This window comes from Streptomyces sp. R-74717, from assembly GCF_047305335.1.
GTDB lineage: Bacteria > Actinomycetota > Actinomycetes > Streptomycetales > Streptomycetaceae > Streptomyces > Streptomyces atratus.
Window position 1 is genome coordinate 5,940,345 of record NZ_CP102361.1, and the last position, 24,347, is coordinate 5,964,691.

At 71.0% G+C, this 24,347-nt stretch carries 16 protein-coding genes; 9 read left to right on the forward strand and 7 right to left on the reverse strand.

Going from position 1 to position 24,347, the window contains the following annotated elements; all coding sequences use genetic code 11:
* Nucleotides 1–20: 20 nt before the first annotated feature.
* Both NRF20_RS27265 and NRF20_RS27270 read right to left on the reverse strand, forming a co-directional pair.
* Nucleotides 21–485: a DUF485 domain-containing protein gene (locus NRF20_RS27265; protein ID WP_398630982.1), complete on the reverse strand. Its 465-nt coding sequence runs from the start codon at nucleotides 483–485 to the stop codon at nucleotides 21–23.
* A gap of 198 nt (nucleotides 486–683) precedes the next feature.
* The gene (locus NRF20_RS27270; protein WP_398631058.1) at nucleotides 684–2,168 is read right to left on the reverse strand and encodes an MFS transporter; all 1,485 of its coding nucleotides are present in this window, start codon (nucleotides 2,166–2,168) and stop codon (nucleotides 684–686) included.
* A 551-nt stretch (nucleotides 2,169–2,719) separates the two neighbouring features.
* On the opposite strand from NRF20_RS27270, the gene NRF20_RS27275 reads away from it, so the two are divergent.
* From NRF20_RS27275 to mfd, 3 genes are all read left to right on the forward strand, one after another.
* On the forward strand, nucleotides 2,720–3,508 hold the full coding sequence (locus NRF20_RS27275; RefSeq protein WP_266360998.1) for an ABC transporter ATP-binding protein: 789 nt from the start codon (nucleotides 2,720–2,722) through the stop codon (nucleotides 3,506–3,508).
* Nucleotides 3,505–6,090 carry an ABC transporter permease gene (locus NRF20_RS27280; RefSeq protein ID WP_398630981.1) on the forward strand — a complete coding sequence of 862 codons (2,586 nt, stop codon included), beginning with the start codon at nucleotides 3,505–3,507 and terminating at the stop codon, nucleotides 6,088–6,090. Before NRF20_RS27275 ends, NRF20_RS27280 begins: the two co-directional genes overlap by 4 nt.
* A gap of 314 nt (nucleotides 6,091–6,404) precedes the next feature.
* Nucleotides 6,405–9,935 (forward strand): transcription-repair coupling factor, encoded by a 3,531-nt coding sequence (mfd, locus tag NRF20_RS27285; RefSeq protein WP_413753448.1) that lies wholly within the window; start codon nucleotides 6,405–6,407, stop codon nucleotides 9,933–9,935.
* Between the two features lie 217 nt (nucleotides 9,936–10,152).
* Here the strand turns inward: mfd and NRF20_RS27290 are convergent, their stop codons facing one another.
* Complete coding sequence (locus tag NRF20_RS27290) at nucleotides 10,153–10,761, reverse strand: TetR/AcrR family transcriptional regulator (RefSeq protein WP_398630980.1); 609 nt, start codon at nucleotides 10,759–10,761, stop codon at nucleotides 10,153–10,155.
* A gap of 114 nt (nucleotides 10,762–10,875) precedes the next feature.
* On the opposite strand from NRF20_RS27290, the gene NRF20_RS27295 reads away from it, so the two are divergent.
* Nucleotides 10,876–11,742, forward strand: a complete 867-nt coding sequence (locus NRF20_RS27295; RefSeq protein WP_413753449.1) for an SCO6745 family protein — start codon at nucleotides 10,876–10,878, stop codon at nucleotides 11,740–11,742.
* 67 nt (nucleotides 11,743–11,809) lie between these two features.
* On the opposite strand, the gene NRF20_RS27300 is transcribed toward NRF20_RS27295, so the two are convergent.
* Nucleotides 11,810–13,249 (reverse strand): ATP-binding protein, encoded by a 1,440-nt coding sequence (locus NRF20_RS27300; RefSeq protein WP_413753450.1) that lies wholly within the window; start codon nucleotides 13,247–13,249, stop codon nucleotides 11,810–11,812.
* A 295-nt stretch (nucleotides 13,250–13,544) separates the two neighbouring features.
* Here NRF20_RS27300 and NRF20_RS27305 point away from each other — a divergent pair, with 295 nt between their 5' ends.
* Complete coding sequence (locus NRF20_RS27305) at nucleotides 13,545–14,300, forward strand: HNH endonuclease family protein (protein ID WP_413753451.1); 756 nt, start codon at nucleotides 13,545–13,547, stop codon at nucleotides 14,298–14,300.
* A 98-nt stretch (nucleotides 14,301–14,398) separates the two neighbouring features.
* On the opposite strand, the gene NRF20_RS27310 is transcribed toward NRF20_RS27305, so the two are convergent.
* Nucleotides 14,399–15,136 (reverse strand): hypothetical protein, encoded by a 738-nt coding sequence (locus NRF20_RS27310; RefSeq protein WP_413753452.1) that lies wholly within the window; start codon nucleotides 15,134–15,136, stop codon nucleotides 14,399–14,401.
* Nucleotides 15,137–15,164: 28 nt separating this feature from the next.
* Nucleotides 15,165–16,001 (reverse strand): DUF4190 domain-containing protein, encoded by an 837-nt coding sequence (locus NRF20_RS27315; RefSeq protein ID WP_413753453.1) that lies wholly within the window; start codon nucleotides 15,999–16,001, stop codon nucleotides 15,165–15,167.
* Between the two features lie 234 nt (nucleotides 16,002–16,235).
* Between NRF20_RS27315 and NRF20_RS27320 the strand changes: the two genes are divergently transcribed.
* The 4 genes from NRF20_RS27320 to NRF20_RS27335 all read left to right on the forward strand — a co-directional run bounded on the left by NRF20_RS27320 (nucleotide 16,236) and on the right by NRF20_RS27335 (nucleotide 21,769).
* On the forward strand, nucleotides 16,236–18,404 hold the full coding sequence (locus NRF20_RS27320) for an N-6 DNA methylase (RefSeq protein ID WP_413753454.1): 2,169 nt from the start codon (nucleotides 16,236–16,238) through the stop codon (nucleotides 18,402–18,404).
* Nucleotides 18,405–18,523: 119 nt separating this feature from the next.
* Nucleotides 18,524–19,204: a hypothetical protein gene (locus NRF20_RS27325; RefSeq protein ID WP_398630973.1), complete on the forward strand. Its 681-nt coding sequence runs from the start codon at nucleotides 18,524–18,526 to the stop codon at nucleotides 19,202–19,204.
* A complete protein-coding gene (locus tag NRF20_RS27330; RefSeq protein WP_398630972.1) occupies nucleotides 19,201–20,739 on the forward strand; it encodes a protein kinase domain-containing protein in 1,539 nt (512 codons plus the stop codon). The genes NRF20_RS27325 and NRF20_RS27330 overlap by 4 nt, the downstream gene beginning before the upstream one ends.
* 196 nt (nucleotides 20,740–20,935) lie before the next feature.
* Entirely contained in the window at nucleotides 20,936–21,769 is an 834-nt protein-coding gene (locus NRF20_RS27335) for a glycoside hydrolase domain-containing protein (protein ID WP_266361015.1), read from the forward strand.
* Here NRF20_RS27335 and NRF20_RS27340 read toward each other — a convergent pair whose 3' ends face one another.
* Nucleotides 21,770–24,256 carry a YfhO family protein gene (locus tag NRF20_RS27340; RefSeq protein WP_413753455.1) on the reverse strand — a complete coding sequence of 829 codons (2,487 nt, stop codon included), beginning with the start codon at nucleotides 24,254–24,256 and terminating at the stop codon, nucleotides 21,770–21,772.
* Nucleotides 24,257–24,347: the final 91 nt, after the last annotated feature.

The following is a 24,347-nucleotide window of genomic DNA, read 5'->3' on the forward strand; positions in this document are numbered from 1 at the left end:
CGCGGAATTGTCGAATCCGTTCACCGGGCCGCTCCTGTTCTTCGGAGCCGTGCGGCGAGCGGATCGACCGTGCTCCGGGCGGTCCGCTCGTACAGGACGATGGCGAGCAGTGTCACGGGGAGCTGGCAGAGTCCCAGCGCCAGGCCGATGTTGAGACCGCCGAACAGGGGGCGGTCCATCAGGTCCTTGGCGAATCCGGAGAGCAGCAGGAAGACGACGAAGTAGCCGAGTGCGGTCAGGGTCGTGATGCGCCGCAGCAGCCGGTACGCGGTGCGCAGCCGGCGCAGATCGCCGTGACGGCCCGGGACGGGCACGGGGGCGGTGGGGGCGCTCGGCCGTTCCGGGGGCGGTGAGGGCTCCGAACTCTGCCAGGGCGGCAGGTATTCGGGGTCATGCGGAGGCGGGGGCTGATGCCGCCGGGACGGCTTCGGCAGCCGTCCGGGCCAGGAGGAGTACGGGGACGGGGGTGGACTTCCGTACGACATCTGGGTGCTGCTCCTTGCATGGCTCGGGTCCTGGGTTGGACGGCAAGGCAGGAGTGCGGCTGTGCTGTCGGAAGCGCGAACATTACTCGCGGGTACGGTGGTTGGGGAGGGGTTGGCCTGAACTGCCCACGGTAATGGCTCAGTTGCATGAGGTCTCGCCGAATGGGGCCCCTTTGCCCCGCGGCGCGATGCGGACGTCTACGGCGCCGGGGCGTCGTTCCCGGACTCCTCGGTGAGGACCGGGAAACGGCGCGGGGCCACGAAGACCAGCACCAGCAGGGCGAGCGCCGCGGCCCCGGCGGCACCCAGGTAGACGTGGTCGACGGCGGCGTCGACGGCCCGCCGCAGATGGTCCGTCGCCGCGGCCGAGAGCCTGCCCGGGGCGTCCAGGGCGTGCGAGATCGCGTCCAGGTCGCCCGGCAGCCCGGGGACCGGGGCGGCGGCCAGCCGGGAGGCGAGGACCCCGTTGGCGACGGCCCCGAAGAGCGCGGCGCCGACGCTCTGGCCGACCTGGCGGCAGAAGAGTACGGAGGCGGTCGTCGTGCCGCGCTCGGCCCAGCCGACCGTCGACTGGACCCCGACGATCAGCGGCAGCTGGAACAGCCCGAGCGCCGCACCGAGCAGCAGCATGATCAGGGCGGGCTGCCAGGGCTCGCCCGGATACGGCAGCAACGGGAAGGCGAGCAGTATCAGCAGGGCGCAGCTCATGCCGGTGATCGCGGTGCGGCGGAAGCCGATGCGGTTGTAGACGCGGTTGGAGAAGGCCGCCGACACCGGCCAGCTCAGGGTCATCACGGACAGCACGAAACCGGCGGCGATCGGGCCGAGACCCAGCACCGACTGGGCGTACGTCGGCAGGAAGACCGTGGGGGCGACCATCAGCAGCCCCATCGCGCCCAGCGCCAGATTGACCGAGGCGATGGTCCGCCGCCGCCAGACCCAGCCGGGAATGATCGGCTCGGCGGCCCGCCGCTCGATGACGACGGTCAGCGCGCCGAGCACGACGCTGCCGGCCAGCAGCCCGAGGGACGGGGCGGAGAACCAGGGCCAGGCGACACCGCCCTGGACGATCGCGGTCAGCAGCAGGGTGCCGGTGGCGAAGACGGCGAGGGCGCCCGCCCAGTCGATGCGGGGGCGGGGCGCGCCGGCCGCCCGGCGGGTGCGGGCCGGCTCGTGGAGGTGGCGTACGACGAGCCAGAGCGCGAGGGCCCCGATCGGCAGATTGATCAGGAAGATCCAGCGCCAGTCGGCGTACACCGCGAACAGCCCGCCGATCACCGGCCCCGCGACCGCCGACGTGGCCCATACGGTCGACAGCTTGGCCTGGATCTTCGGGCGTTCCTTGAGCGGATACAGGTCCGCGGCGATGGTCTGCACGGTGCCTTGCAGGGCGCCGCCGCCCAGGCCCTGGACGACCCGGAAGGCGATCAGCGCGGCCATGTTCCAGGCGGCGGCGCAGAGCACCGAACCGAACAGGAACAGGGCGATGCCGGCGATCAGGACCGGCTTGCGGCCGAAGGTGTCGGAGAGCTTCCCGTACACCGGCAGGGAGACCGTCACGGCCAGCAGATAGCCGGAGAACAGCCACGAGAAGACGGAGAAGCCGCCGAGGTCGCCGACGATCTGCGGAACGGCGGTCGAGACGATGGTGCCGTCGATGGCCGCCAGGGCCATGCCGAGCATCAGAGCGGCGACCACCGGGCCGCGTCCCCGCGGCGCCGCGGGGGAGGGGGCCGGGCCGGCCCCGGGCCCGGACACCGCTTCGGTATTGCCGCCCGCGCTGCTCACCAAGATTCCTTCCCCCTGCACGTATTTTCTCGGGACACTGTCTCACCCGTGGATCCCGGCGGGGAGAGTGCCGCTGTTGGGGGATGTGTCCGAAGACCTCTGCGGACCCCGGCGCGTGCACCCATGGGTCCAGTCCCTGAGGCGGGTCTCCACCCGGGGGCCGAGACCCCTAGGGGGCGCTCCTCAGTTTTGCCCAGGGGTGGTTCCTCCCGGCGGAGGACGTGATGGTGGGGGCCCGTTCCTTAGCGTGTTCCTACACCGCAGAAAGCGGCTGATTCCCACCGCGAATGCGGCTGACCGCAGGGGGGCGGGGTGGGGAAAACCCCACTCGAAGACTGCGCTGTGCACCAGGGTGCCGGACCCCCTCGGAACACCAGACTTCACAGGTACACCCGCGACATCTCGAACGCTGACCGAAAAATGCTGACCGACATAGGAGAAAAACCGTGACAACGGCTGTAACCATTCCCAGGCACGGGGGCACTGGAGGGCGTACGGCCGTCGCTGCGCGAGCGCGGCAGGTCGTCAAGGCGTACGGGGCGGGGGAGACCCGGGTCGTCGCGCTCGACCATGTCGATGTGGACATCGCCCGCGGGCAGTTCACGGCGATCATGGGACCGTCCGGCTCCGGCAAGTCGACCCTGATGCACTGCCTGGCCGGCCTGGACACCGTCACCTCGGGCCAGATCCATCTCGACGAGACCGAGATCACCGGGCTCAAGGACAAGAAGCTCACCCAGCTCCGCCGGGACCGGATCGGCTTCATCTTCCAGGCGTTCAACCTGCTCCCGACGCTGAACGCCCTGGAGAACATCACGCTGCCGATGGACATCGCGGGCCGCAAGCCCGACGCGGCCTGGTTGCGGCAGGTCGTGGAGACGGTCGGTCTCGCCGAGCGGCTGAAGCACCGGCCCACCGAGCTCTCCGGCGGCCAGCAGCAGCGCGTCGCGGTGGCCAGGGCGCTCGCCGCCCGGCCGGAGATCATCTTCGGTGACGAACCCACCGGAAACCTGGACTCGCGGGCCGGTGCCGAGGTGCTGAGCTTCCTGCGCAGGTCGGTCGACGAGCTGGGCCAGACCATCGTCATGGTCACCCACGACCCGGTCGCCGCCTCCTACGCGGACCGGGTGCTGTACCTCGCCGACGGACGCATCGTCGACGAGATGCTGGGCCCGACGGCCGACCAGGTCCTCGACCGCATGAAGGACTTCGACTCGAGAGGGCGGACGTCATGACCGTCTGGAAGACATCGAGGCGCAACTTCTTCGCGCACAAGGGACGAATGGCGCTCTCCGCCGTCGCGGTCCTGCTGTCGGTGGCGTTCGTGTGCGGCACGCTCGTCTTCACCGACACCATGAACACCACGTTCGACAAGCTCTTCGCCGTGACGTCGGCCGATGTCACCGTCAGCCCCAGGAGTCCCGAGGACAACGACCGGCTCCCGGGGAACGGCAAGCCCGTCACACTCCCCGCCTCCGCCGTCGAGCAGGTCCGCAAGGCCACCGGTGTGAAGGACGCCGAGGGCGCGGTCAACAGCATGTCCGTCACCGTCGTCGACAGCCACAACAAGAACATGGGCTCGACGACGGGCGCCCCGACGATCGCGGGCAACTGGACCAAGAACGAACTGCGTTCGATGGAGATCACCTCCGGCCACGCACCGCGCGGCCCGACCGAGGTGATGGTCGACGCCGACACCGCCGACAAGCACGACCTCAAGATCGGTGACGAGCTGCGCACCATCGCCGCCACCGGCGACATCAACGCGAAGATCAGCGGCATCGCCACCTTCAAGGTCACCAACCCCGGTGCGGCGATCGTCTACTTCGACACCGCCACCGCGCAGACGAAGCTGCTCGGCAGGCCCGACGTCTTCAGCCTCATCTCCGTCACCGCCGAATCCGGCGTCACCGACACACAGTTGAAGCGACACGTCGCCACGGCGCTCGGCGACACCTCCGCGTACAAGCTCCAGACTCAGAAGGAGGCCGCGGACGCCAACAAGGACTCGATGGGCTCCTTCCTCGACGTCATGAAGTACGCGATGCTCGGCTTCGCCGGGATCGCCTTCCTCGTCGGCATCTTCCTGATCGTCAACACCTTCTCGATGCTGGTCGCCCAGCGCACCCGCGAGATCGGCCTGATGCGGGCCATCGGCTCCAGCCGCAGGCAGGTCAACCGGTCCGTGCTGATCGAGGCGCTGTTCCTCGGCATCGTCGGCTCCGTCCTCGGCGTCGGCGCCGGTGTCGGCCTCGCCGTGGGCCTGATGAAGCTCATGGACGCCATGGGCATGGACCTGTCCACCAAGGACCTCACGGTCGCCTGGACGACCCCGGTGGTCGGCCTCGCGCTCGGCATCGTCGTCACGGTCGTCGCCGCGTACATCCCGGCCCGCCGGGCCGGGAAGATCTCCCCGATGGCCGCCCTGCGCGACGCCGGAACCCCGGCGGACGGACGCGCGGGCCGGGTCCGGGCCGCGATCGGGCTTGTCCTCACCCTCGCCGGTGGCGCCGCGCTCCTCGCCGCGACCCGGGCCGACAAGTCGAGCGAGGGTTCGCTCTTCCTCGGTGCGGGCGTGGTCCTCACCCTGATCGGCTTCATCGTGATCGGCCCGCTGCTGGCCGGCTTCGTGGTCCGGGTGCTGAGCGCGGTCATGCTGCGGATGTTCGGCCCCGTCGGACGGCTCGCGGAGCGCAACGCCCTGCGCAACCCGCGCCGCACCGGAGCGACCGGCGCCGCCCTCATGATCGGCCTCGCCCTGGTGGCCTGTCTCTCCGTCGTCGGCTCCTCCATGGTCGCCTCGGCCACCGAGGAACTCGACAAGTCGGTCGGCGCGGACTTCATCGTCCAGGCGTCGGGCAACACGCCCACACTGATCGTGGACCAGGCCGTGAAGTCCCTGGAGTCCGTGCCGGACATCGAGCACCTCACCAATTACAAGATCGTCGATGCCAAGCTGACCGCCCCCGACGGCGCCACCGAGGACGAGGGCCTCGCCGCCGTCGACCCCACGTACAAGGACGACGTCCGCCGCGAGACCGTCTCCGGGAAGCTGGCCGACGCGTACGGCAAGGACGCGATGTCGGTCGGCGAGACGTACGCCACCAAGCACCACGTCAAGGTCGGTGACCGGCTCACCGTCGCGTTCAAGGACGGCGAGACCGCGAAGCTGAAGGTCGCCGCGATCACCTCGGACGACGTGAACATCGACAAGGGCGCGATGTACATCAACATCACGACCGCCGCGCGGTACGTCCCCGCCGACGCCCTGCCGGACAACATGATCATGTTCGCGAAGGCCGCGGACGGCAAGGAGAAGGAGGCGTACGCCGCCCTCAAGGACGCCCTCGTCAAGTACCCGCAGTACGAGGTGAAGAACCAGGCCGACTTCAAGCAGCAGCTGAAGGACCAGATCGGCCAGCTGCTGAACATCGTCTACGGTCTGCTGGCGCTCGCGATCATCGTCGCGGTGCTCGGTGTGGTGAACACCCTGGCCCTGTCGGTGGTCGAGCGGACCCGCGAGATCGGCCTGATGCGCGCCATCGGCCTCTCCCGCCGCCAGCTGCGCCGGATGATCCGCCTGGAGTCGGTGGTCATCGCGGTCTTCGGCGCCCTGCTCGGTCTCGGCCTCGGCATGGGCTGGGGCACGGCGGCCCAGAAGCTGCTGGCCCTGGAGGGCCTCGGCGTCCTGGAGATCCCGTGGCCGACGATCCTCACGGTCTTCGTCGCATCGGCCTTCGTCGGCCTGTTCGCGGCCCTGGTCCCGGCGTTCCGGGCGGGCAGGATGAACGTCCTGAACGCGATCGCCACGGAATAGCGAGGGTGACGACCGACGTAGGATGACGGATCCGGCCCCGGGGTGTTCCTCCAAACACTCCGGGGCCGGATCCGTGTCCGTACGGCCCGGGGCGCGAACCGTGGGCGCGCGGGGCAGGGCTGTTGTCCTGGCGCGTGCCCGGCGCACGGACCGGGCCGGATCCAACGCGCGGAGCCGGATTGCGGGCGCGGCTGTCCCAGCGGAGTCGTACGCTGGGAACCCCCGGCCCGTGAGACGTGTCGGGTCCTTCGCGTTGCCCCCTGGCAGCAGCCGGCTGTCAGACCTCGCCCTCGTTACCCGGACGGAAGCCCTTCATGAGCCTGCACGGCCTGCTGGATGTCGTCGTACGTGATCCGGCACTCTCCGAAGCGGTGAAGGCCGCCACCGACGGCCACCGTATGCACGTCGACCTCGTCGGTCCGCCCGCCGCCCGCCCCTTCGCCGTGGCCGCGCTGGCCCGTGAGGCCGGGCGGACCGTGCTCGCCGTCACCGCGACCGGCCGGGAGGCCGAGGACCTGGCGGCCGCGCTGCGCACCCTGCTGCCGCCGGACACGATCGCCGAGTTCCCGTCCTGGGAGACCCTGCCGCACGAGCGGCTCTCGCCCCGCTCCGACACCGTGGGCCGCCGCCTCGCCGTGCTGCGGCGCCTGGCGCACCCGCGGAAGGACGACCCGGAGACCGGCCCGGTCAAGGTCGTCGTCGCACCGGTCCGCTCCGTGCTCCAGCCGCAGGTCAAGGGGCTCGGCGACCTGGAACCCGTAGCGCTGCGCATCGGACAGAGCGCCGACCTCGGCAAGACGGTCGACGCGCTCGCGGCAGCCGCGTACTCCAGGGTCGAACTGGTCGAGAAGCGCGGCGAGTTCGCCGTGCGTGGCGGCATCCTGGACGTCTTCCCGCCGACCGAGGAGCACCCCCTTCGAGTGGAGTTCTGGGGTGACGACGTCGAGGAGATCCGCTACTTCAAGATCGCCGACCAGCGGTCGCTGGAGATCGCCCAGCACGGGCTGTGGGCGCCGCCCTGCCGTGAGCTGCTGCTGACCGACGAGGTGCGCGAGCGGGCCGCCGCCCTCGCCGAACTCCACCCTGAGCTGAGCGAACTGCTCGGCAAGATCGCGGAGGGGATCGCGGTGGAGGGCATGGAGTCCCTCGCCCCGGTTCTCGTCGACGACATGGAGCTGCTGCTCGACGTGCTGCCCAAGGGCTCGATGGCGCTGGTCTGCGACCCGGAGCGGGTCCGCACCAGGGCGGCAGACCTGGTCGCCACCAGCCAGGAGTTCCTCCAGGCGTCCTGGGCGGCCACTGCGGGCGGAGGCGAGGCCCCGATCGATGTCGGCGCGGCCTCCCTGTGGGGCATCGCGGACGTCCGTGACCGGGCCCGCGAGCTGGAGATGATGTGGTGGTCGGTCTCCCCGTTCGCCGCGGACGAAGAGCTCGACGAGGACACCCTCAAGCTCACGATGCACGCCCCCGAGTCGTACCGCGGCGACACCGCCCGCGCGCTCGCCGACACCAAGGGCTGGATCGCCGACGGCTGGCGCACGGTGTACGTCACCGAGGGCCAGGGGCTCGCCTCCCGTACCGTCGAAGTGCTGAGCGGCGAGGGCATCGCGGCCCGCCTGGACCCCGACCTGGCGGAGATCTCCCCGTCGCTGGTCCACGTCTCCTGCGGCGCGATCGACCAAGGCTTCGTCGACCCGGTGCTCAAGCTCGCCGTCCTCACCGAGACGGACCTGACCGGCCAGCGCACCGCCACCAAGGACCTGGGCCGGATGCCGGCCCGCCGCCGCAAGACGATCGACCCGCTGACGCTGGAGACCGGCGACTACATCGTCCACGAACAGCACGGTGTGGGCCGCTACATCGAAATGGTGCAGCGCACCGTGCAGGGCGCCACCCGCGAGTACCTCCTCGTCGAGTACGCCCCCGCCAAGCGCGGCCAGCCCGGCGACCGCCTCTACATCCCGACCGACCAGCTGGAACAGGTCACCAAGTACGTCGGCGGCGAGGCGCCCACCCTGCACCGGCTCGGCGGCGCCGACTGGACCAAGACCAAGGCGCGCGCCAAGAAGGCCGTCAAGGAGATCGCCGCCGACCTGATCAAGCTCTACTCGGCGCGGATGGCGGCCCCCGGCCACGTCTTCGGCCCCGACACCCCGTGGCAGCGCGAACTGGAGGACGCCTTCCCGTACGCGGAGACGCCCGACCAGCTCACCACCATCGCCGAGGTCAAGGAGGACATGGAGAAGTCCGTCCCGATGGACCGGCTGATCTGCGGCGACGTCGGCTACGGCAAGACGGAGATCGCGGTACGGGCGGCCTTCAAGGCGGTCCAGGACGGCAAGCAGGTCGCCGTCCTCGTGCCCACGACCCTCCTCGTCCAGCAGCACCACGGCACATTCACCGAGCGCTACTCCCAATTCCCGGTCAACGTACGGGCGCTGAGCCGCTTCCAGTCCGAGTCCGAGTCCAAGTCGACCCTGGAAGGGCTCCGCGAGGGCTCCGTCGACCTGGTCATCGGCACCCACCGCCTCTTCTCCTCCGAGACGAAGTTCAAGGACCTGGGCCTGGTCATCGTCGACGAGGAGCAGCGCTTCGGCGTCGAACACAAGGAGCAGCTGAAGAAGCTCCGCGCCAACGTGGACGTCCTCACCATGTCCGCGACGCCCATCCCCCGTACGCTCGAAATGGCCGTGACGGGCATCCGCGAGATGTCGACGATCACCACGCCCCCCGAGGAGCGCCACCCGGTCCTCACCTTCGTCGGCCCGTACGAGGAGAAGCAGATCGGCGCGGCGATCCGCCGTGAACTGCTCCGCGAGGGCCAGGCGTTCTACATCCACAACCGCGTCGAGTCGATCGACCGCGCCGCCGCGCGGCTGCGCGAGATCATCCCCGAGGCGAGGATCGCGACCGCCCACGGCCAGATGTCCGAACAGGCCCTGGAACAGGTGGTGGTGGACTTCTGGGAGAAGAAGTTCGACGTCCTGGTCTCCACGACGATCGTCGAGTCCGGCATCGACATCTCCAACGCCAACACCCTGATCGTGGAGCGCGGCGACAACTTCGGCCTCTCCCAGCTCCACCAGCTGCGCGGCCGAGTGGGCCGTGGCAGGGAACGCGGCTACGCGTACTTCCTCTATCCCCCGGAGAAGCCGCTCACCGAAACGGCCCACGAGCGCCTGGCCACGATCGCCCAGCACACCGAGATGGGCGCGGGCATGTACGTGGCGATGAAGGACCTCGAAATCCGGGGCGCGGGAAACCTCCTGGGCGGCGAACAGTCCGGCCACATCGCGGGCGTCGGCTTCGACCTGTACGTACGCATGGTCGGCGAGGCGGTGGCCGACTACCGGGCCTCCCTCGAAGGCGGCGTGGAGGAGGAGCCGCCCCTGGAGGTCAAGATCGAGCTCCCGGTCGACGCGCACGTCCCCCACGACTACGCCCCCGGCGAGCGGCTGCGCCTCCAGGCGTACCGCGCCATCGCCTCCGCCAACACGGAGGACGACATCAGGGCGGTCCGCGAGGAACTCACCGACCGCTACGGCAAGCTCCCCGAGCCGGTCGAGAACCTGCTCCTGGTCGCGGGCCTGCGCATGCTGGCCCGTGCCTGCGGCGTCGGCGAGATCGTGCTCCAGGGCTCGAACATCCGGTTCGCCCCGGTCGAGCTGCGCGAATCGCAGGAGCTCCGCCTGAAGCGCCTCTATCCGAAGACGATCATCAAGCCGGCCGTCCATCAGATCCTGGTCCCGCGCCCCACCACCGGAAGGATCGGCGGCAAGCCGGTCGTCGGCCGCGAACTGCTGGCGTGGACGGGGGAGTTCCTCACGACGATTCTGGGGTCGTAGCCCCGAACGCCTCCTGCCTCGGCCCCGTCGGATGTCCGGCGGGGCCGATCCCTTTCATGGAGCGAATGGAGTGGCAGCCACTTGAACTGGCTGCTGATCAACTGCCGACGACTTCCGTTCCTCCTGAGTCGCTTTCTGGAGTGGTCCCGGACAGTGGGCCTGATCCGGGTGACCGGTGCCGCCTACCGGTTCCGGCATCGCGAGTTCCAGGAGTGGCTCACGCGTCACCCCGTTCCGGCCCGCCCGACGCCGACCGCTCATCCGCCGGCGCGAACAACAACTCCGTGACCGACCGGAAGACCGCCTCGGGGTCCCGCGTGCCCACCGCCGCCTCCAGGTTGCCGCTCAGCAGCAGCGTGGCGAACCCGTGGGCCAGCGACCAGGCGGCCACACCCGCGAGCCGGGCATCGTCGCCGCGTCCGGCAGCGGGGAGGCCGGTGACGCCCGCGCGCAGCTCGGCCGAGGCGCGGTCCTTCGCAGCGAGCAGGCCGGGGTCGTCGGTGCGGTAGAGGTCCGGCTGGAACATCACCTGGAAGTGCGCCGGGTGTTCGGTGGCGAACCGCACGTATCGCACGCCCCGTTCCCGCAGGTCAGGGGCGTCGGCCAGGGCGTCGGCGAACCGCTCGTACCCCTCCGTCGCGATGGCGGTGAGCAGGCCCGTGCGGTCCTTGAAGTGATGGGCGGGGGCCGCGTGGGAGACGCCGGCCCGGCGTGCCAGGTCGCGCAGGCTCAGTGCGCCCGGCCCCTCGGTGCGGATGACGTCGAGTGCGGCGGTGAGGACGGCCCGCCGCAGGTCGCCGTGGTGGTAGGTGCGCTCGCTGGTCATGGGCAGGAGATTACGCGGAATCTAGTCGTTGACAAGTTCGAGGGTGGGGCGGCAGTCTGGGGATCTCGATATCTAGTCAGTGGCTAGATCGGTGACGTCGTGGAGGGCGGAATCATGTCCGAGTCGCTGGGGCAGGTGCGACGGATGTGGCATCTGTTGGAGCCGTTGCACGCTGTTCTGTACTACGCGCCGGAGGCCGTCGCGGAGGCCGCCGCGCTCGGATACCGAACCGACGAGCGGTGGCCCGGCTACTTCGCCTGGCGCGCGGCGCCGCTCGGGGAGGCCGATGCGGGGCGGGTGGCCGACACCTTCTACAGCTTCAGCCCGGCGATGGCGAGTGAGCACGTGCCCGGCGTCTGGTCCGTCGCCTCACCCGGTGCGGTGCTCGCGGCCCGGACCCGGGCGGTCGACCGTGCCTACCGGAAGCTGCTGGGGGACGCGGTCGACGGTCCGGAGCTGGGCGAAGCCGCCGCGCTCATGCGTCGCGTCGCGGAGGCCGCCGACATCGCCGACCGGCCGCTCGCCGCGGCCAACGCCGCCCTGCCCTGGCCGGAGGAGCCGCACCTCGCGCTCTGGCAGGCGGCGACGGTCCTGCGTGAGCACCGGGGCGACGGTCATCTCGCGGCGCTCGTCGAGGCGGGGCTCGACCCGGTCGAGTCGCTGGTCTCCTTCGCCGCCGTCGGGGCGGCGCGGCCGGAGGTGTTCGCGAGCCGGGGATGGAGCGACGCGGAGTGGCGGGCCGCCGGCCAACGGCTCGTGGAGCGTGGGCTGTTGGACGGGCGCGGTGTCGAGACCGAGGCGGGGCGGGCGTTGCGCGCCGAGGTCGAGCGGCGTACGGACGAAGCGGCGGCGGACCCGTGGCGGGTGCTCGGCGGGGAGGGGCAGGAGCGGCTCGCCGAACTGCTGGGGCCGTTCTGGGTGGCGGCGATCGGTTCCGGGATGCTGCCGTCCGAGACGACGCTGGGGATCGGGAAGGTGTGAGCCGACGGGGGACCGGACGGTGTGCGTGTGCGCGGAGGGGCCGGATCGCGGACGCCGCCCGCACCCCTCACGCGCCCCAGGCGGCCAGCAGATCCGCAGGGGTGAGGGTCAGATCCGGGCGCACGCCGTCCTCGACCCCTGCCGGGCACACCGCAAGCAGAGGGGCCGCCGACGCGCCCGGTACGACGGACCGGGCCTCGGCGAGGTGGGAGAGTTCGCGGTTGCTGAAGCGCTTGGTCTCGCGCCACTTGACCGAGCCGAGAAGGAGCGTGCGTTTCCCCGAGGCGGCGGGGACGACGATGTCGTACTCCTGGCTGTTGTCGCGGTTCCACCAACTGCCCACCCGCCCGGCGTCCTCCAGTCCCGGCAGCTCGGGGCTGAGCCGGTACACCGCCTCCTGGACGAGCGGCTCGATGGCGCGGCCCCGCCAGCTCGGCCAGCCCCGGTCGAAGGCGCCGCGGGCGATGTCCGCCCGGCCGCGGGCGATGTGGGCCTGCTGTTCCTCGACGAAGCGGAACCAGAAGCGCAGATACGGGTCGTCGATGCGGTAGCGCCGCAGCCTGCTGTTCGCGGGCGCGCCCACCGGTACGTCGACGCTGACCACTCCCTTGTCGGCGAGCACCTTTATGGCCCTGGTGACCGCTGTGTGCGCGGTGCTTCCTTCCTCGGGAAGCCTTCCGACGACCTGGGTGAACGTGCTGACTCCGATATCGGCACCCCCCATCGCGGACAGGACGCGGCGCGCCTGCTGCGCGTCGGGGAATTCGGCGTCGAGAGACCGCTGTCCCATGACCGCCAGATCGCTGTTCTCGTCACCGAGCTGTTCGTGCACGAACGCCCGAGTGCTGCGCGCGCGTGCTCGGTCCAGCACCAGGCGTGGGTAGCCCCCGGTGATGAGTGCGGTATCGAAAGCGGCCAGAGGGTTCCCGCCGCCGCCCAGGGCCTCGGCGCACTCGGCGGGGTCGAAGGGAGCGACAGTGGTGCTCCTGGCCCGGCCGTAGAGCGGTCTGTCGTGTTCGGTGAGCCGCTCCATCATCCCGACGTCGGAGCCGATCAGTACGAAGAGAACGGGAGTGTTCTCCAGCTGTCGGTCCCAGGCGTTCTGGAGCTGCCCCTCCAGGGTCGGATCCGCCGCGGCAGCCCACGGGAACTCGTCGATGACGACGACGGAGGGGGTGCTGCGGCAGGCGACGGCGATCCGGCCCAGTGCGTCCCGCCAGTCGCCGGGAGGAGCGGAGAAGAGCGAACCGGCATCGGCGAGCGGGGTCGTCGAGGTGTGCAGCTCGGCTGTGAGGGTCTGGAGCTGGAGGGCGGGCGGTGCGTTCTTCACGGCGGAGAAGTAGAGGTAGGGCAGCCCCGACTGCTCGACGAAGCGTGTGAAGAGCCGGGATTTTCCCACCTGCCGACGCCCGCGCACGGCGAGCAGCTGCCCGGTTCCGGACTCCCGGATGCGCAGCATGCGGCGTTCCAGATCGGCGAGTGTGCGTTGACGGCCGTAGAAGCCCATGCGTCTACCTCCCGGACCTCGGCGAAACATGCATGGATGAATCATACGTCGAGGAAACATACATAGATGCATGTTAACCGGAGCTGTGATCGCGGGTATCGGTGAACAGGCTGTAGCCCCCGGTGGTGAACCTGCCGTGGTTCGGTGGTTCGACGGGAGTGTGATTCAGGCCGCATCCGGCCCGAACCGTAGCCATGTGCATGCCTCCCAGGGAAAGGCCTCCGTAGGATTCGCGGGTTCGGCTTTCTCCCCGTCAGGACGGCTTCGAGTGATATCTCCCCGCACGTACCGAGTGATGCTGCCCGCCCTCAGTGTGGCGGCTGTGCTGGCCCTGGCCGGCTGCGACCCCGAGCAGGCGGCCTCCGGGACCGGCCGGAAGGGCAGCGGGGCGGAGGGCGGCGGACAGGCCGTCACCGGATTCGGGGCCAGTCCGCTCGACAACGCCGACGGTACGAAGCCGGGGCTCGCGCCGCTCACGTCCGAGGCGGACAGGGCGGCCGGCCGGAAGATCATCGAGAAGGTGGCGACGAAGGGGCGGGGGTCGAAGACCGGGTACGCGCGCGACAAGTTCGGCTACGCGTGGAAGGACTCGGTCGACGGGATACCGCTCGCGAGGAACGGCTGCGACACCCGTAACGACCTCCTCGCCAGGGACGGCAAGGACGTGAAGTTCCGCTCCGGTTCGGACTGTGTGGTCGTGTCGATGACCCTCAAGGACCCGTACACCGGCTCGACCATCGACTGGCGCAAGCAGCAGGCCACCGAGGTCCAGATCGATCACGTCATGCCCCTCTCGTACGACTGGCAGATGGGCGCCGCGCGCTGGAACGAGGCCAAGCGGCAGCAGATCGCCAACGACCCGCTCAACCTCATTCCGGTCGACGGCCCGGCCAACAACGCCAAGCGGGACTCGGGGCCCGCCTCCTGGCTGCCGCCGTACAAGCCGGTCCGCTGCTCGTACGCGGTGCGGTTCGCGCAGGTGTCCCTGAAGTACGAACTGCCGGTGACGACCGCGGACAAGCGGACCATGCTGGAGCAGTGCGGCGGGTGATCGCGTGTCGTGGAGCCCAATGTGTGGGTGCGGCACCGGGTGTGAACGCGCAGACGGAACCCGCCCGGGCGAGGGCGGGTTCCTTGGTGTCGGGCGGGTCAGGCGGGTGAGATCTTCGGCTTCTTCGCCGTGAACGGCTTGTTGAACTCGGAGAGTTCGATGGTGAGGGGGCGGCCGTTGCCGCGTGCGCCGTCCGTCAGGCGTGCCCTCAGGAGGTAGGGCCTGCCCTCGGCGGCGATGCTCGCCGTCCATGTCCCGCCGTCCGTCCTGCCGGTGACGGTCAGGGTGGGTACGGAGTCGAGCGTCGCCGTCTTCCCCTTGCGGGCCGTTCCGCTCTTCGACGCGAGGAGGTCGAGGAACTCCTTCCGGTCGCAGTAGCGCAGGGCCAGCCTCGTGTGCCGGTCGGCGGCGGGCGCCTTCACCCAGCGGCCCGTGAGCCTTTTGACCTCGGCTTCGGCACCCTTGCGCGGCGTGTCCGGAGCGGCGGCCGCCCGGAGCATCGCGGCGTCGGACAGGGTGTAGACCGTGCCGCCCGTCCGCACCAGCTCCATCGTGCCCGCCGCGCCCAGGGACAGCGTGACGGTGCACTCGCCCCTGACGTCCGTGGCGACGTACGCCTCGACCGGGCCCTCGGGGGAGGTCGTCTCCACCGTCATACGTACCGACTTGGCGCCCCGGGTCGCGGCGAGGGCCTTGTCGACGACCTCGGGGCCGGTCAGCCGTGCATAGGGAGTGGCGCTTCGCGCATCGTCGAAGAGCGTGTCACAGGCCGCCGTGGGGCCGAGGGCTGTCATGGTGCAGAGAGCGGCTGCCGCGGTGCGGGCGAGTGGGCGCATGGTGGTCGGCTCCGGTCGAGAGGGAAGGTCAGAGCTTCAGGTCCCACTGGGTGGCGTCGTACGTAAACCCGGGGTTGACCTCGACGGTCAGGTTCTTGGCGTCCGCGGGGGCGTCGAAGGCGAACTGGACCGTGACCTTCTTGCCCGGCAGTACCGTGCCGCTGAAGCCCTCGCCGACCTTGCCGTCGAAGATCTGATCGGCGTCCACGCCGTCCTGGCCGGCGTGGGCCGTGACGTTGACGAGCGCGGAGTCGAACTTCTCCTTGCCCGCGTTCTCGATGACGACGGCGACCCGGTAGGCCTTGTTGCCCTTGGTGTGCCCGGCGGCGTACGTGTCCGGGGTGTACGAGGTGGCGTCGCCGACCGTGACCGTCAGATCGTCGTCGTACACGGCGGAGTCACCGGCCCCCAGGGCCTTGCCGGTGTCCTTCTTCTTCGCCGCGTCCCCGTCCTTCGCGGAGTCGCTGCCGGGCTTCGGCTTCGCGGAGGCCGTGGTGTCCGACACCGCTTTGTCGAGGTCGTTCACCGCATCGTGCACGGCCTTGAACGTGATCACCGCACCCACCACCGCGAGGATCAGCGAGATCAGGCCGAGGACGGCGCCGAAGGTCGTCATGCCCTTGTTGGTGGCCTCGCCGCGCTTGGCCCGGCCCCGGCCGGCCAGGCCCAGGATCAGGGCGATGACGCCGAGGATGCCCGCCAGCCAGAACAGGAACGGGATCAGGCCCGAGACTGCGCCGATGACACCCAGGACGAGAGCGGCGATGCCCAGTCCGTTACGGGCCGGGCGCACGCCCGGCGTCTGGGCGGGGGCGTACGGCTGCTGGGGCTGCGGGGACTGCGGCGGCTGCGTGAACTGGGACATGGCTGTGCCCTCCGGCAAATGCAGAGACGGGTGGTGAGCGGTTCTGTGCATCGCTCTCGTGTAGCGACGGGGTCAATAACAGCAGAGCTTGTGAACCGAGTCAACACTGTTCACGCCGGATGGGTTGATGCACGCTGTGAATCGGTGTCGCGTGAACGCGGTCGGTATGCTCGCCGACGGGGACGAGCGCCAGGACCGCCAGGACCGTCAGGATCAGGACCAGGGAGACAGCCAGTGCCGGAGAACTCGACAGAGGTGACCGCCGCCGGGATCGCCCGGCTCGCGGGCGTGGGGCGCGCCGCCGTCAGCAACTGGCGCCGTCGCCATGCCGACTTCCCCAAGCCCGTCGGCGGCACCGAGACGAGCCCGTCCTTCGCGCTGCCCGAGGTCGAGCAGTGGCTGCGCGACCAGGGGAAACTCGCCGAGGTCCCCCTTCGTGAACGGGTCTGGCAGCAACTCGCAGGACACCCGGCCGGCGCGGTCCCCGCCCTGGTCCACGCGGGCTGCGCCCTGCTGCTCCTGCAGAAGAGCCCCACCGTCTGGCCCGAGATCACCGCCGTGTCGGACGAGCGGATGGCCGGTGTGCTGTCCCTCGCCCTCAACGACATGCTCGCCGCCCGCTTCGGGCCGGCCGCGGAAGCCGGACGGGCTGTTCACACCCCCAGCCGCGCGGAACTGCTGCCGTCCATTCCGCTGCTCCGCGGCGTCGTGGAACTCGCTGCCGAGACCGGGGCCCGGCAGACCTTCGAGTTCCTGCTCGGCCGCCAACTGGACGCCAACCCGCGCCAGTACACGCTCACCCCGCCCGGACTCGCCGAACTGATGGCAGCCCTGGTGGAGTCCGGGAAACAGTCCGCCCGCACGGTCCTCGACCCCGCCGCGGGCACCGGCGCCCTGCTGCGCGCCGTCGGCCGCCCGACCGCCCTGTACGCGCAGGAGACCGACCCCGACCTCGCCGCGCTCACCGCACTGAGGCTTGCCCTGCTCACCGACCCCGACAACGGCTGCGCCCTCGCGGTACGGACCGGCGACACCCTGCGTGCCGACGCCTTCCCGCGGCTCGCCGCCGACGCCGTCCTGTGCCACCCGCCGTTCAACGAGCGCAACTGGGGGCACGACGAGCTCGCCTACGACCCGCGCTGGGAGTACGGCTTCCCGGCCCGTACCGAGTCCGAACTCGCCTGGGTCCAGCACTCCCTGGCCCATCTGCGCGAGGGCGGTACCGCTGTACTCCTGATGCCCCCGGCCGCCGCGTCGCGCCGTTCCGGCCGCCGGATCCGCGCCGATCTGCTGCGCCGCGGCGCTCTGCGCGCCGTCATCGCGCTCCCCGCCGGCGCCGCACCCCCGTACGGCATCCCGCTCCACCTCTGGGTGCTGCGCAAGCCGGGCAGCGGCCTGCATCCCTCGCCCGAACTGCTGCTCGTCGACACCGCCGAACCCGCCGAATCCCCCTCGGCGGGCCCGGCGGCCGCCGCCCCGTCAGGCGGACGCGACCGGCTCGACTGGCGGGCGGTGCGCAGCGCCGTGCTCGACGCCTGGCAGTCGTTCGAGGGCGAGGGCGAGGGCGAGGGCGAGGGCGAGGGCGCAGGCACGGGCAGGCCCGGACGGACGGACCGGACCGACCCCGGCCACCCGCCCGGGGTCCGCCCGGGCGTCAGCCGCGCCGTCCCCGTCATCGAACTCCTCGACGACGACGTGGACCTGGCCCCCGCCCGGCATCTGCCGCCCCCGGCAGCCGCGGGAGGACCGGTCGAACTGATCCGTGTACGGGAACGGCTCAGCGAGACGCTCGGTCTCGCCGGCACCCTCACCCCTCCGGCCGTGACCCTCTCCGACCCGGCTCACTGGCCGCTCACCACCGTCGGTGAACTCGCCCGTGCCGGCGCGCTCCAGCTCCGCACCGGCGGCTCCGGCACCGGCCCGGTTCCTGTCCTCACGGAACACGACGTCCTCGGCTCCACCGCACCTTCGGGAAGCCTCCCCGTCGACGGGCCCCCCGAGGAGCCGGTCCTCGTCGAACCGGGCGATGTCGTCGTCCCCGTGCTCGGCGGCGGCTCCGTCGCCCGTGTCATCGACGACGCCACCGCGGGCGCCGCACTGGGCCGCAACCTTCAGTTGCTGCGCCCCGATCCGGCCGCCCTCGACCCCTGGTTCCTCGCCGGTTTCCTGCGCGGCACCGCCAACAACCGCCAGGCCAGCAGCTACGCCTCCACCGCCACCCGGCTGGACGCCCGCCGCCTCCAACTGCCCCGGCTGCCGCTCGCGGAGCAGCAGAGGTACGGGGAACGGTTCCGCGCCCTGGCCGAGTTCGAGGACGCGCTCCGGCTGGCCGGCCGGCTCGGCGGACAACTGGTCCAGGGGATGTACGACGGGCTGACGGACGGCACGGTCTCGCCGAAGTGAGCTGAACCACAACGGTTCCGTACAACCCGGGGCCGGTTGTCGATGTCGCCCTTTACGCTCGGATCTGCGTACACGGAGCGTGTGCGCGGACGTTCACGACCAGGTCTCCAGGAGCAGCCATGTACGCCCCGGGTCATCCGCCGACGCCGCCGCGCCGGGTTCCCAGCCGGGCCTGGATCGTCTCGATGCGTGTGCTGTTCGTCGTGCTCTCGGTGTGCTCGCTCGGACTGCTGCTGTGGAGCCCGCTGCTCCGCCTCGCGATCGTGCGCCGTCGGACGTCCGACTGGTGGCTGACCGGGGCCGGGTTCGTGTTCGTCTGCGTGCTCCTGCCGATCCTCGGCAGGGACGGCAATGACGAGCCCACAGGCATCGACAACGTCCTCATACCGCTGCTGTTGCTGGTGATGGCGGCCGCTTCCGCCTACTACCTGGTCGGGGACATCCGTCACTACGAACAGCTCACGAAGCGGAACCTCATGGGCGGCTACGCGCCCTCGGCGCCGGGGTACGGATACGCGCCCACGGTGCCGATGCGTGTGCCCGCCCCCGCGCCCATGCCCGTACAACAGCCGCCGCTGCGTCAGCCGATGCAGGCAAGGCAGCCGATGCAGCCGCCCGCCGTATCACCGCAGCAGTACCAGCCGCACCCCTCGGCTCACCCTCAACCGAACCCCCAGCCGCACCCCTCGGCTCACCCTCAACCGAACCCCCAGCCGAACCCCCAGCCCCAGCGCATCGACCAGGTCCGCGCCGAGCTCGACGAGTTGAGCGACTACCTCCGCAAGGAGGAGGGGCGGTGAGCGGACGCCTCATCGGCGGGCGGTACCAGCTGGCGACCATCCTCGGCCAGGGCGGCATGGGCCAGGTCTGGACGGCCTACGACCAGCGACTGGACCGCCGGGTCGCGGTGAAGCTGCTCCGCCCCGACCGGGTCACCGGCCCCATCGGCAGCGAGGCCGCGGGCGAGCTGCGCCGTCGCTTCGTCCGCGAGTGCCGGGTCACCGCCCAGGTCGACCACCCGGGCCTGGTCACCGTCCACGACGCGGGCAGCGACGGCGACGACCTGTACCTCGTCATGCAGTACGTGGAGGGCGCCGACCTCGCCGACCATCTCGCCGAGCACGACCCGTACCCCTGGCAGTGGTCCGTCGCGGTCGCCGCCCAGCTCTGCGCCGTCCTCTGTGCCGTGCACGCGGTGCCGATCGTCCACCGCGACCTCAAGCCCCGCAATGTGATGGTGCGTCCGGACGGCACCATCACCGTCCTCGACCTGGGCGTCGCCTCCGTCCTGGACACCGACACCACCCGTCTCACCCACACCGGTTCGCCGATCGGCTCCCCGGCATACATGGCTCCCGAGCAGGCGATGGGCGGTGCTGTCGGCCCGTACACCGATCTGTACGCACTCGGTGTGCTCCTTCATGAACTGCTCAGCGGCGACGTGCCGTTCGCGGGGTCGACCGCCCTCGGTGTGCTGCACCGCCACCTCTACGAGCCACCGCTCCCGGTCCGCCGGATCCGGCCCGACATCCCCGAACCACTCGAAGCGCTGGTGCTGCGGCTGCTGGCCAAGGACCCGCAGCACCGCCCGTCCGGCGCCCAGGAGGTGTACGAACACCTCGCCCCGCTGCTCCCCGCCCGGGGCACCGGGCTCCCGGCAGGACCGCTCGACCCGACCCGCCCCTTCCTGCGCCCGCACGCCCCGTGGCCCGACCGTGCGACCACGCCGCCCCCGCCTCCGGCCCCGCCCGCCCCGGCCGCCGCCCGGCCCGATGTCGCCGCCGCCGTCGACGACGTCAAGAAGCTGCTCGGCGAGGGCCGCATCACCCAGGCCGTGGACATCCTCGGCTCCATCCTCCCGGTCGCGGCCGAACAGCACGGTGAGGACTCCGCCGTGGTCCGCATCCTGCGCAAGCAGTACGCGGCGACGCTGATGGACGACGGCCAGTACCGCCGCGCCCTGCCCGAACTGCGCCGCCTCGCCGACGACCGCGCGGCGGAGGCCGGCCCGGCCGACGCCCAGACCCTCCAGTTCCGCTACGACGCGGCCCAGTGCCTGGAGCAGCTCGGCGAACCGGCCGCCGCGCTCGCGGAGTACCGCGCGGTTCTGCCGTACTACGAGAACCACCGCGCCATGGGCAACGACCCGGCCCGCTCCTTCGAGATCCGCAATCGCATCGGACACCTCCTGCTCGCGGTCGGCGACCATGCGGCGGCGCGCGTACAGCTGCAGGGGCTGCTGTACGACACGGAGCGGGCGTACGGGCCGCACCATCCGCTGCCGGTGGAGCTGCGCCGCCGCCTCGACCGCCAGGTGGAGGTGCACGGCGGCTGACGGGGCGGCGGAGCCGGCGACGGTCGCGACGAGGCCAAGTAATGGACACGCCAAGCTTCCGCAATGGATTGTCGCGGAGACCGCAGCCGGGGCCTGGGGCCGACTCCGGCATGAGACTGTGAGCTGCCGCCGGGGCGGCTGACGACTCGCCTGCCCCGTCGGCCTCTCACTTCTTTCGAGCACTGTCGAGGTCTCTGTGCCTTCTCACCGCATATCCAAGAAGCGTCGCCGCATCTCCATGGCCGTGGCAGGCGTGGCCGTTCTCGCCGGTGGCGCCTTCGCCGCCGAGGCCGCCACCGCCACCACCGTCTCCAGGCCCGCGCCGAAGATCTACACCGGGCATGTCTTCGACACCTGCACCGCGCCGTCGCTGACCACCATGAAGGGCTGGTACAGCTCCTCCGTCTACCACGGTGCCGCCGTGTACGTCGGCGGGAAGAACCGCGGCTGCGCACAGCCCAACCTCACCGCTTCCTGGGTGAAGTCCGTCAGCGCCACCGGATGGAAGCTGGTCCCGCTGTACGTCGGTGCGCAGCCGCCGTGCCAGACGAGCGCCAACCCCGAGAAGATGACCGCCGCCAACGCCACCTCGCTGGCCGTCACCGACGCCAACGACGCCGTGGCGAAGGAGGCCGCCCTCGGCATGAAGCCGGGCAGCCCGGTCTACCTCGACATGGAGTACTTCGACCCGAAGAACACTTCCTGTGTGAACACGGTGCTCGCCTACATCCGGTCGTTCGACAAGACGGTCAAGGCCAAGGGCTACTGGTCCGGCTTCTACGGCTTCAGCAACTCCAGCGCCGCCGTCGTGGCCAACGCCACGAACCGCACGGACCTGCCGGAGATCCTCTGGTACGCCCGTTACGACGACGTGTACTCCACCACTACGGGCTTCCCGTACGCCTCGACGCTGTACACCGGGCACCGCCGCGGCCACCAGTACGCCGTCAACAAGAAGGTGACGCACACCGGCGGCACGCTCACGATCGACCGGAACGCCTGGGACGCCCCGGTCGCGATCGTGGGCTAGCTAGTTCCCGGAGGCCGGGTCGCGTCGCCGCCGTGCCCCCCACACCCCCGCCACCAGCAGGGCGAACACCGCGCCCGCGCCCACCGTCGCACCCGCTCGCAGGCCCGGGGGCCGGAACGTGCAGTCGACGGAGGTGCCGTGGGCGGGGGCAGGGGTGGCGACCAGGCCCAGGTAGCTGTCGGCGGGGCGGCCCTGGCAGCTCCAGCCGGCGATGCGGGGCGCGGCGATCACGACCGTTCCGGTGCTGCCGGGCGGCAGCTCGGCCCGTATGCCGTCGGCGGTGACATGGACGGCGGTCGCACCGGTGCGCTTCAGCCCGGCGACCGCCGAGGCCAGCCGGGACCGGTCCAGGCAGCCGATCGCCTCGTGCGGCACGGTCCCTTCGCGTACGGCGGTCAGTGTGACCACCACCGGCGCGCTCCCGCCCGCCGACCCCAGGCGCTCCATCGGGGCGCGGCGGGCCGGGAGCTGTCCCTTCAGTTCGACCTCCGGGCCCGCGCCGAGGCGCGCCGAGCCGAACAGGCCGGGCGTCCACAGATACGCCTCCGAGGCGGCCGGACAGTGGGCGGTCAGCGTGTACGTACCGCGCCCCACCCGGTAGTCGTACGCACCCCGGTCCGCCACCGCGCCGCCCCCCGCCGCGCGCAGCACCGTCGTCGGCACCGTGTAGACCGCCGAGCCGAGCAGCTCCTCCTGGTTCCGGTACGGCGACCGGCCGAAGGGCAGGGGCCCGCCCGGCCGCCGTACCGTCACCAGCGGCGGCGCCTCCTCACGGCTCACCGTCACCGGCCGGTCGTCCGGGGCGTTCCACACCTGATACGGATCGCGCGGCCCGCGCACCCGCGCACCGACCGAGAAGATCGCGTCCGTGACGGGGTTGTCGAGGCTCTGCACGGCCCGGCCGCCCGAAGTCCACCCGCCGCCCAGCGCACGCAGCGTGCGGGTCAGCACGGCCGGCGTATGGCTGCTGTAGTACGCGGCGCCCTGCCCGCCCACCAGCAGGGGATCGTTCGCGGTGGTCTGCTCCCGGCCGGGGTCGGTGCGATAGCCCGGCCAGCCGTCGGCGCCCGCGACCGCCGCCGCCTGTATCCGCTGCCGCTCGCCCCAGGGCGCGTAGTGGTCGAGCCGTCTCAGTTTCTGCCGGTCGGCGAACGCGGTGGTCGCGGCGGCCTGCCCGGCCTGTGCGCCGATCAGCAGCACGGCGGCGAGCACCGCGAACCTCCGGCCACGCCCGACCAGCAGCAGGGCACCCACCGCCGCCACCAGACCGGCCGCGAACAGCGGATACGTCCACCGCGTGACCAGGTCGCTGAAGCCGGCTCCGGACGCGATCAGTACCAGCACCGTGCCGCCGCCGAGCAGCGCCCGCCACTGTGGCCAGTCGTACGAGACCGAGATCCAGGCGGCGATCACCACCAGCCCGGCCAGCACGAACGTCTGCCGGTACGGACTGCCGTTGGGTGTGGCGAACGCATGCCAGAGCAGATGCGTCGGCCCCCACTGCAACGACAGCGCGACCCCTGCCACCAGCCCCACCCACGCCCACCGCTCGCGCCGCGGCACGGACTGCTGGAAGGCCAGCGCACAGGCCAGGAGCAGGGTGCCCGTGCCGAGGAAGAGAGCCGGGGTGAAGAAGCTGTACGTGTTGGGCAGCAGCCGGGCGAGCACATCGGGCCATGCGGCGGGCGCGAACGCCCGGTCCCAGCCCGGGTAGGCGTGCTTCGTCCCCAGATAGACGGGAATCAGGACGGGCGCCGCGAGACCGACACCCACCCCGACCGTGCAGAGAGCCCGCACCAGCCCCCGGCCCACCGCCCGCCGGTCCTCCCGCTCCGTGAAGAACCGCACCGCGAGCACCAGGGCGGCCCCGAGTGTCGCCATGTAGGCCGTGTAGAAGTTGGCCGCCCACACCACCGCGACGAGCAACGGCGCGGCGATCCGGTGCCGTCCCGTCCGGGCCCACTCGGCGGCCAGGCAGAGCAGCGGCAGTGCGACCAGACCGTCCAGCCACATCGGGTTGTACGACGCCTCGACGACCGACCAGCCGCACAGCGCGTACGAACCACCGAGCACACCCGCCACCCACCAGCGACCGCCGCGCAGCGTCAGCAGCAACAGGGCCATGAGCGCCGCGGCCGACGCCATTTTCAGGACCGTTACCACATAGACCGCGAGGTCCGTTTGGTCCCGCGGGAAGACCCCGACGAGCAGGGCGAACGGGCTGGTCAGATAGGTGCCGAGATCCGGCAGAAAGCTTGTCCCGTACCCGGACGACCAGTTGAGCAGCACTCCGCCGTCGGCACTCCCGTGCAGCAGGTCCCACAGCCGGGCGTGGAATGGCACGAACTGGTTGCCCAGGTCGTTGACGCTCCGGGTGCGCGGCCCGAACGGAAAACTGCGCGCCCAGGCATCACCCGCACAGACCGCGGCGACGGTGAGCAGCGCGGCGAGCGAGCCCGCACGCAGGCGGGGACGGAAAGTCGGCATACGCAGGAATATGACAGCCTCGAACGCATAAACCCCTGCCAAAATGGGTCAGTTCACTTGATGGACGCCCATCGGTCATATGAAGCACCGG

What these genes read in the sequence shown, in the direction of transcription:
- NRF20_RS27325 (WP_398630973.1), top strand. Translation starts at nt 18,524, where the DNA reads ATGTACGCCCCGGGTCATCCGCCGACGCCGCCGCGCCGGGTTCCCAGC.
- NRF20_RS27305 (WP_413753451.1), top strand. Translation starts at nt 13,545, where the DNA reads ATGCTGCCCGCCCTCAGTGTGGCGGCTGTGCTGGCCCTGGCCGGCTGC.
- NRF20_RS27265 (WP_398630982.1), bottom strand. Translation starts at nt 485, where the DNA reads ATGTCGTACGGAAGTCCACCCCCGTCCCCGTACTCCTCCTGGCCCGGA.
- NRF20_RS27295 (WP_413753449.1), top strand. Translation starts at nt 10,876, where the DNA reads ATGTCCGAGTCGCTGGGGCAGGTGCGACGGATGTGGCATCTGTTGGAG.
- NRF20_RS27270 (WP_398631058.1), bottom strand. Translation starts at nt 2,168, where the DNA reads ATGCTCGGCATGGCCCTGGCGGCCATCGACGGCACCATCGTCTCGACC.
- NRF20_RS27315 (WP_413753453.1), bottom strand. Translation starts at nt 16,001, where the DNA reads ATGTCCCAGTTCACGCAGCCGCCGCAGTCCCCGCAGCCCCAGCAGCCG.
- mfd (WP_413753448.1), top strand. Translation starts at nt 6,405, where the DNA reads ATGAGCCTGCACGGCCTGCTGGATGTCGTCGTACGTGATCCGGCACTC.
- NRF20_RS27300 (WP_413753450.1), bottom strand. Translation starts at nt 13,249, where the DNA reads ATGGGCTTCTACGGCCGTCAACGCACACTCGCCGATCTGGAACGCCGC.
- NRF20_RS27280 (WP_398630981.1), top strand. Translation starts at nt 3,505, where the DNA reads ATGACCGTCTGGAAGACATCGAGGCGCAACTTCTTCGCGCACAAGGGA.
- NRF20_RS27340 (WP_413753455.1), bottom strand. Translation starts at nt 24,256, where the DNA reads ATGCCGACTTTCCGTCCCCGCCTGCGTGCGGGCTCGCTCGCCGCGCTG.
- NRF20_RS27290 (WP_398630980.1), bottom strand. Translation starts at nt 10,761, where the DNA reads ATGACCAGCGAGCGCACCTACCACCACGGCGACCTGCGGCGGGCCGTC.
- NRF20_RS27310 (WP_413753452.1), bottom strand. Translation starts at nt 15,136, where the DNA reads ATGCGCCCACTCGCCCGCACCGCGGCAGCCGCTCTCTGCACCATGACA.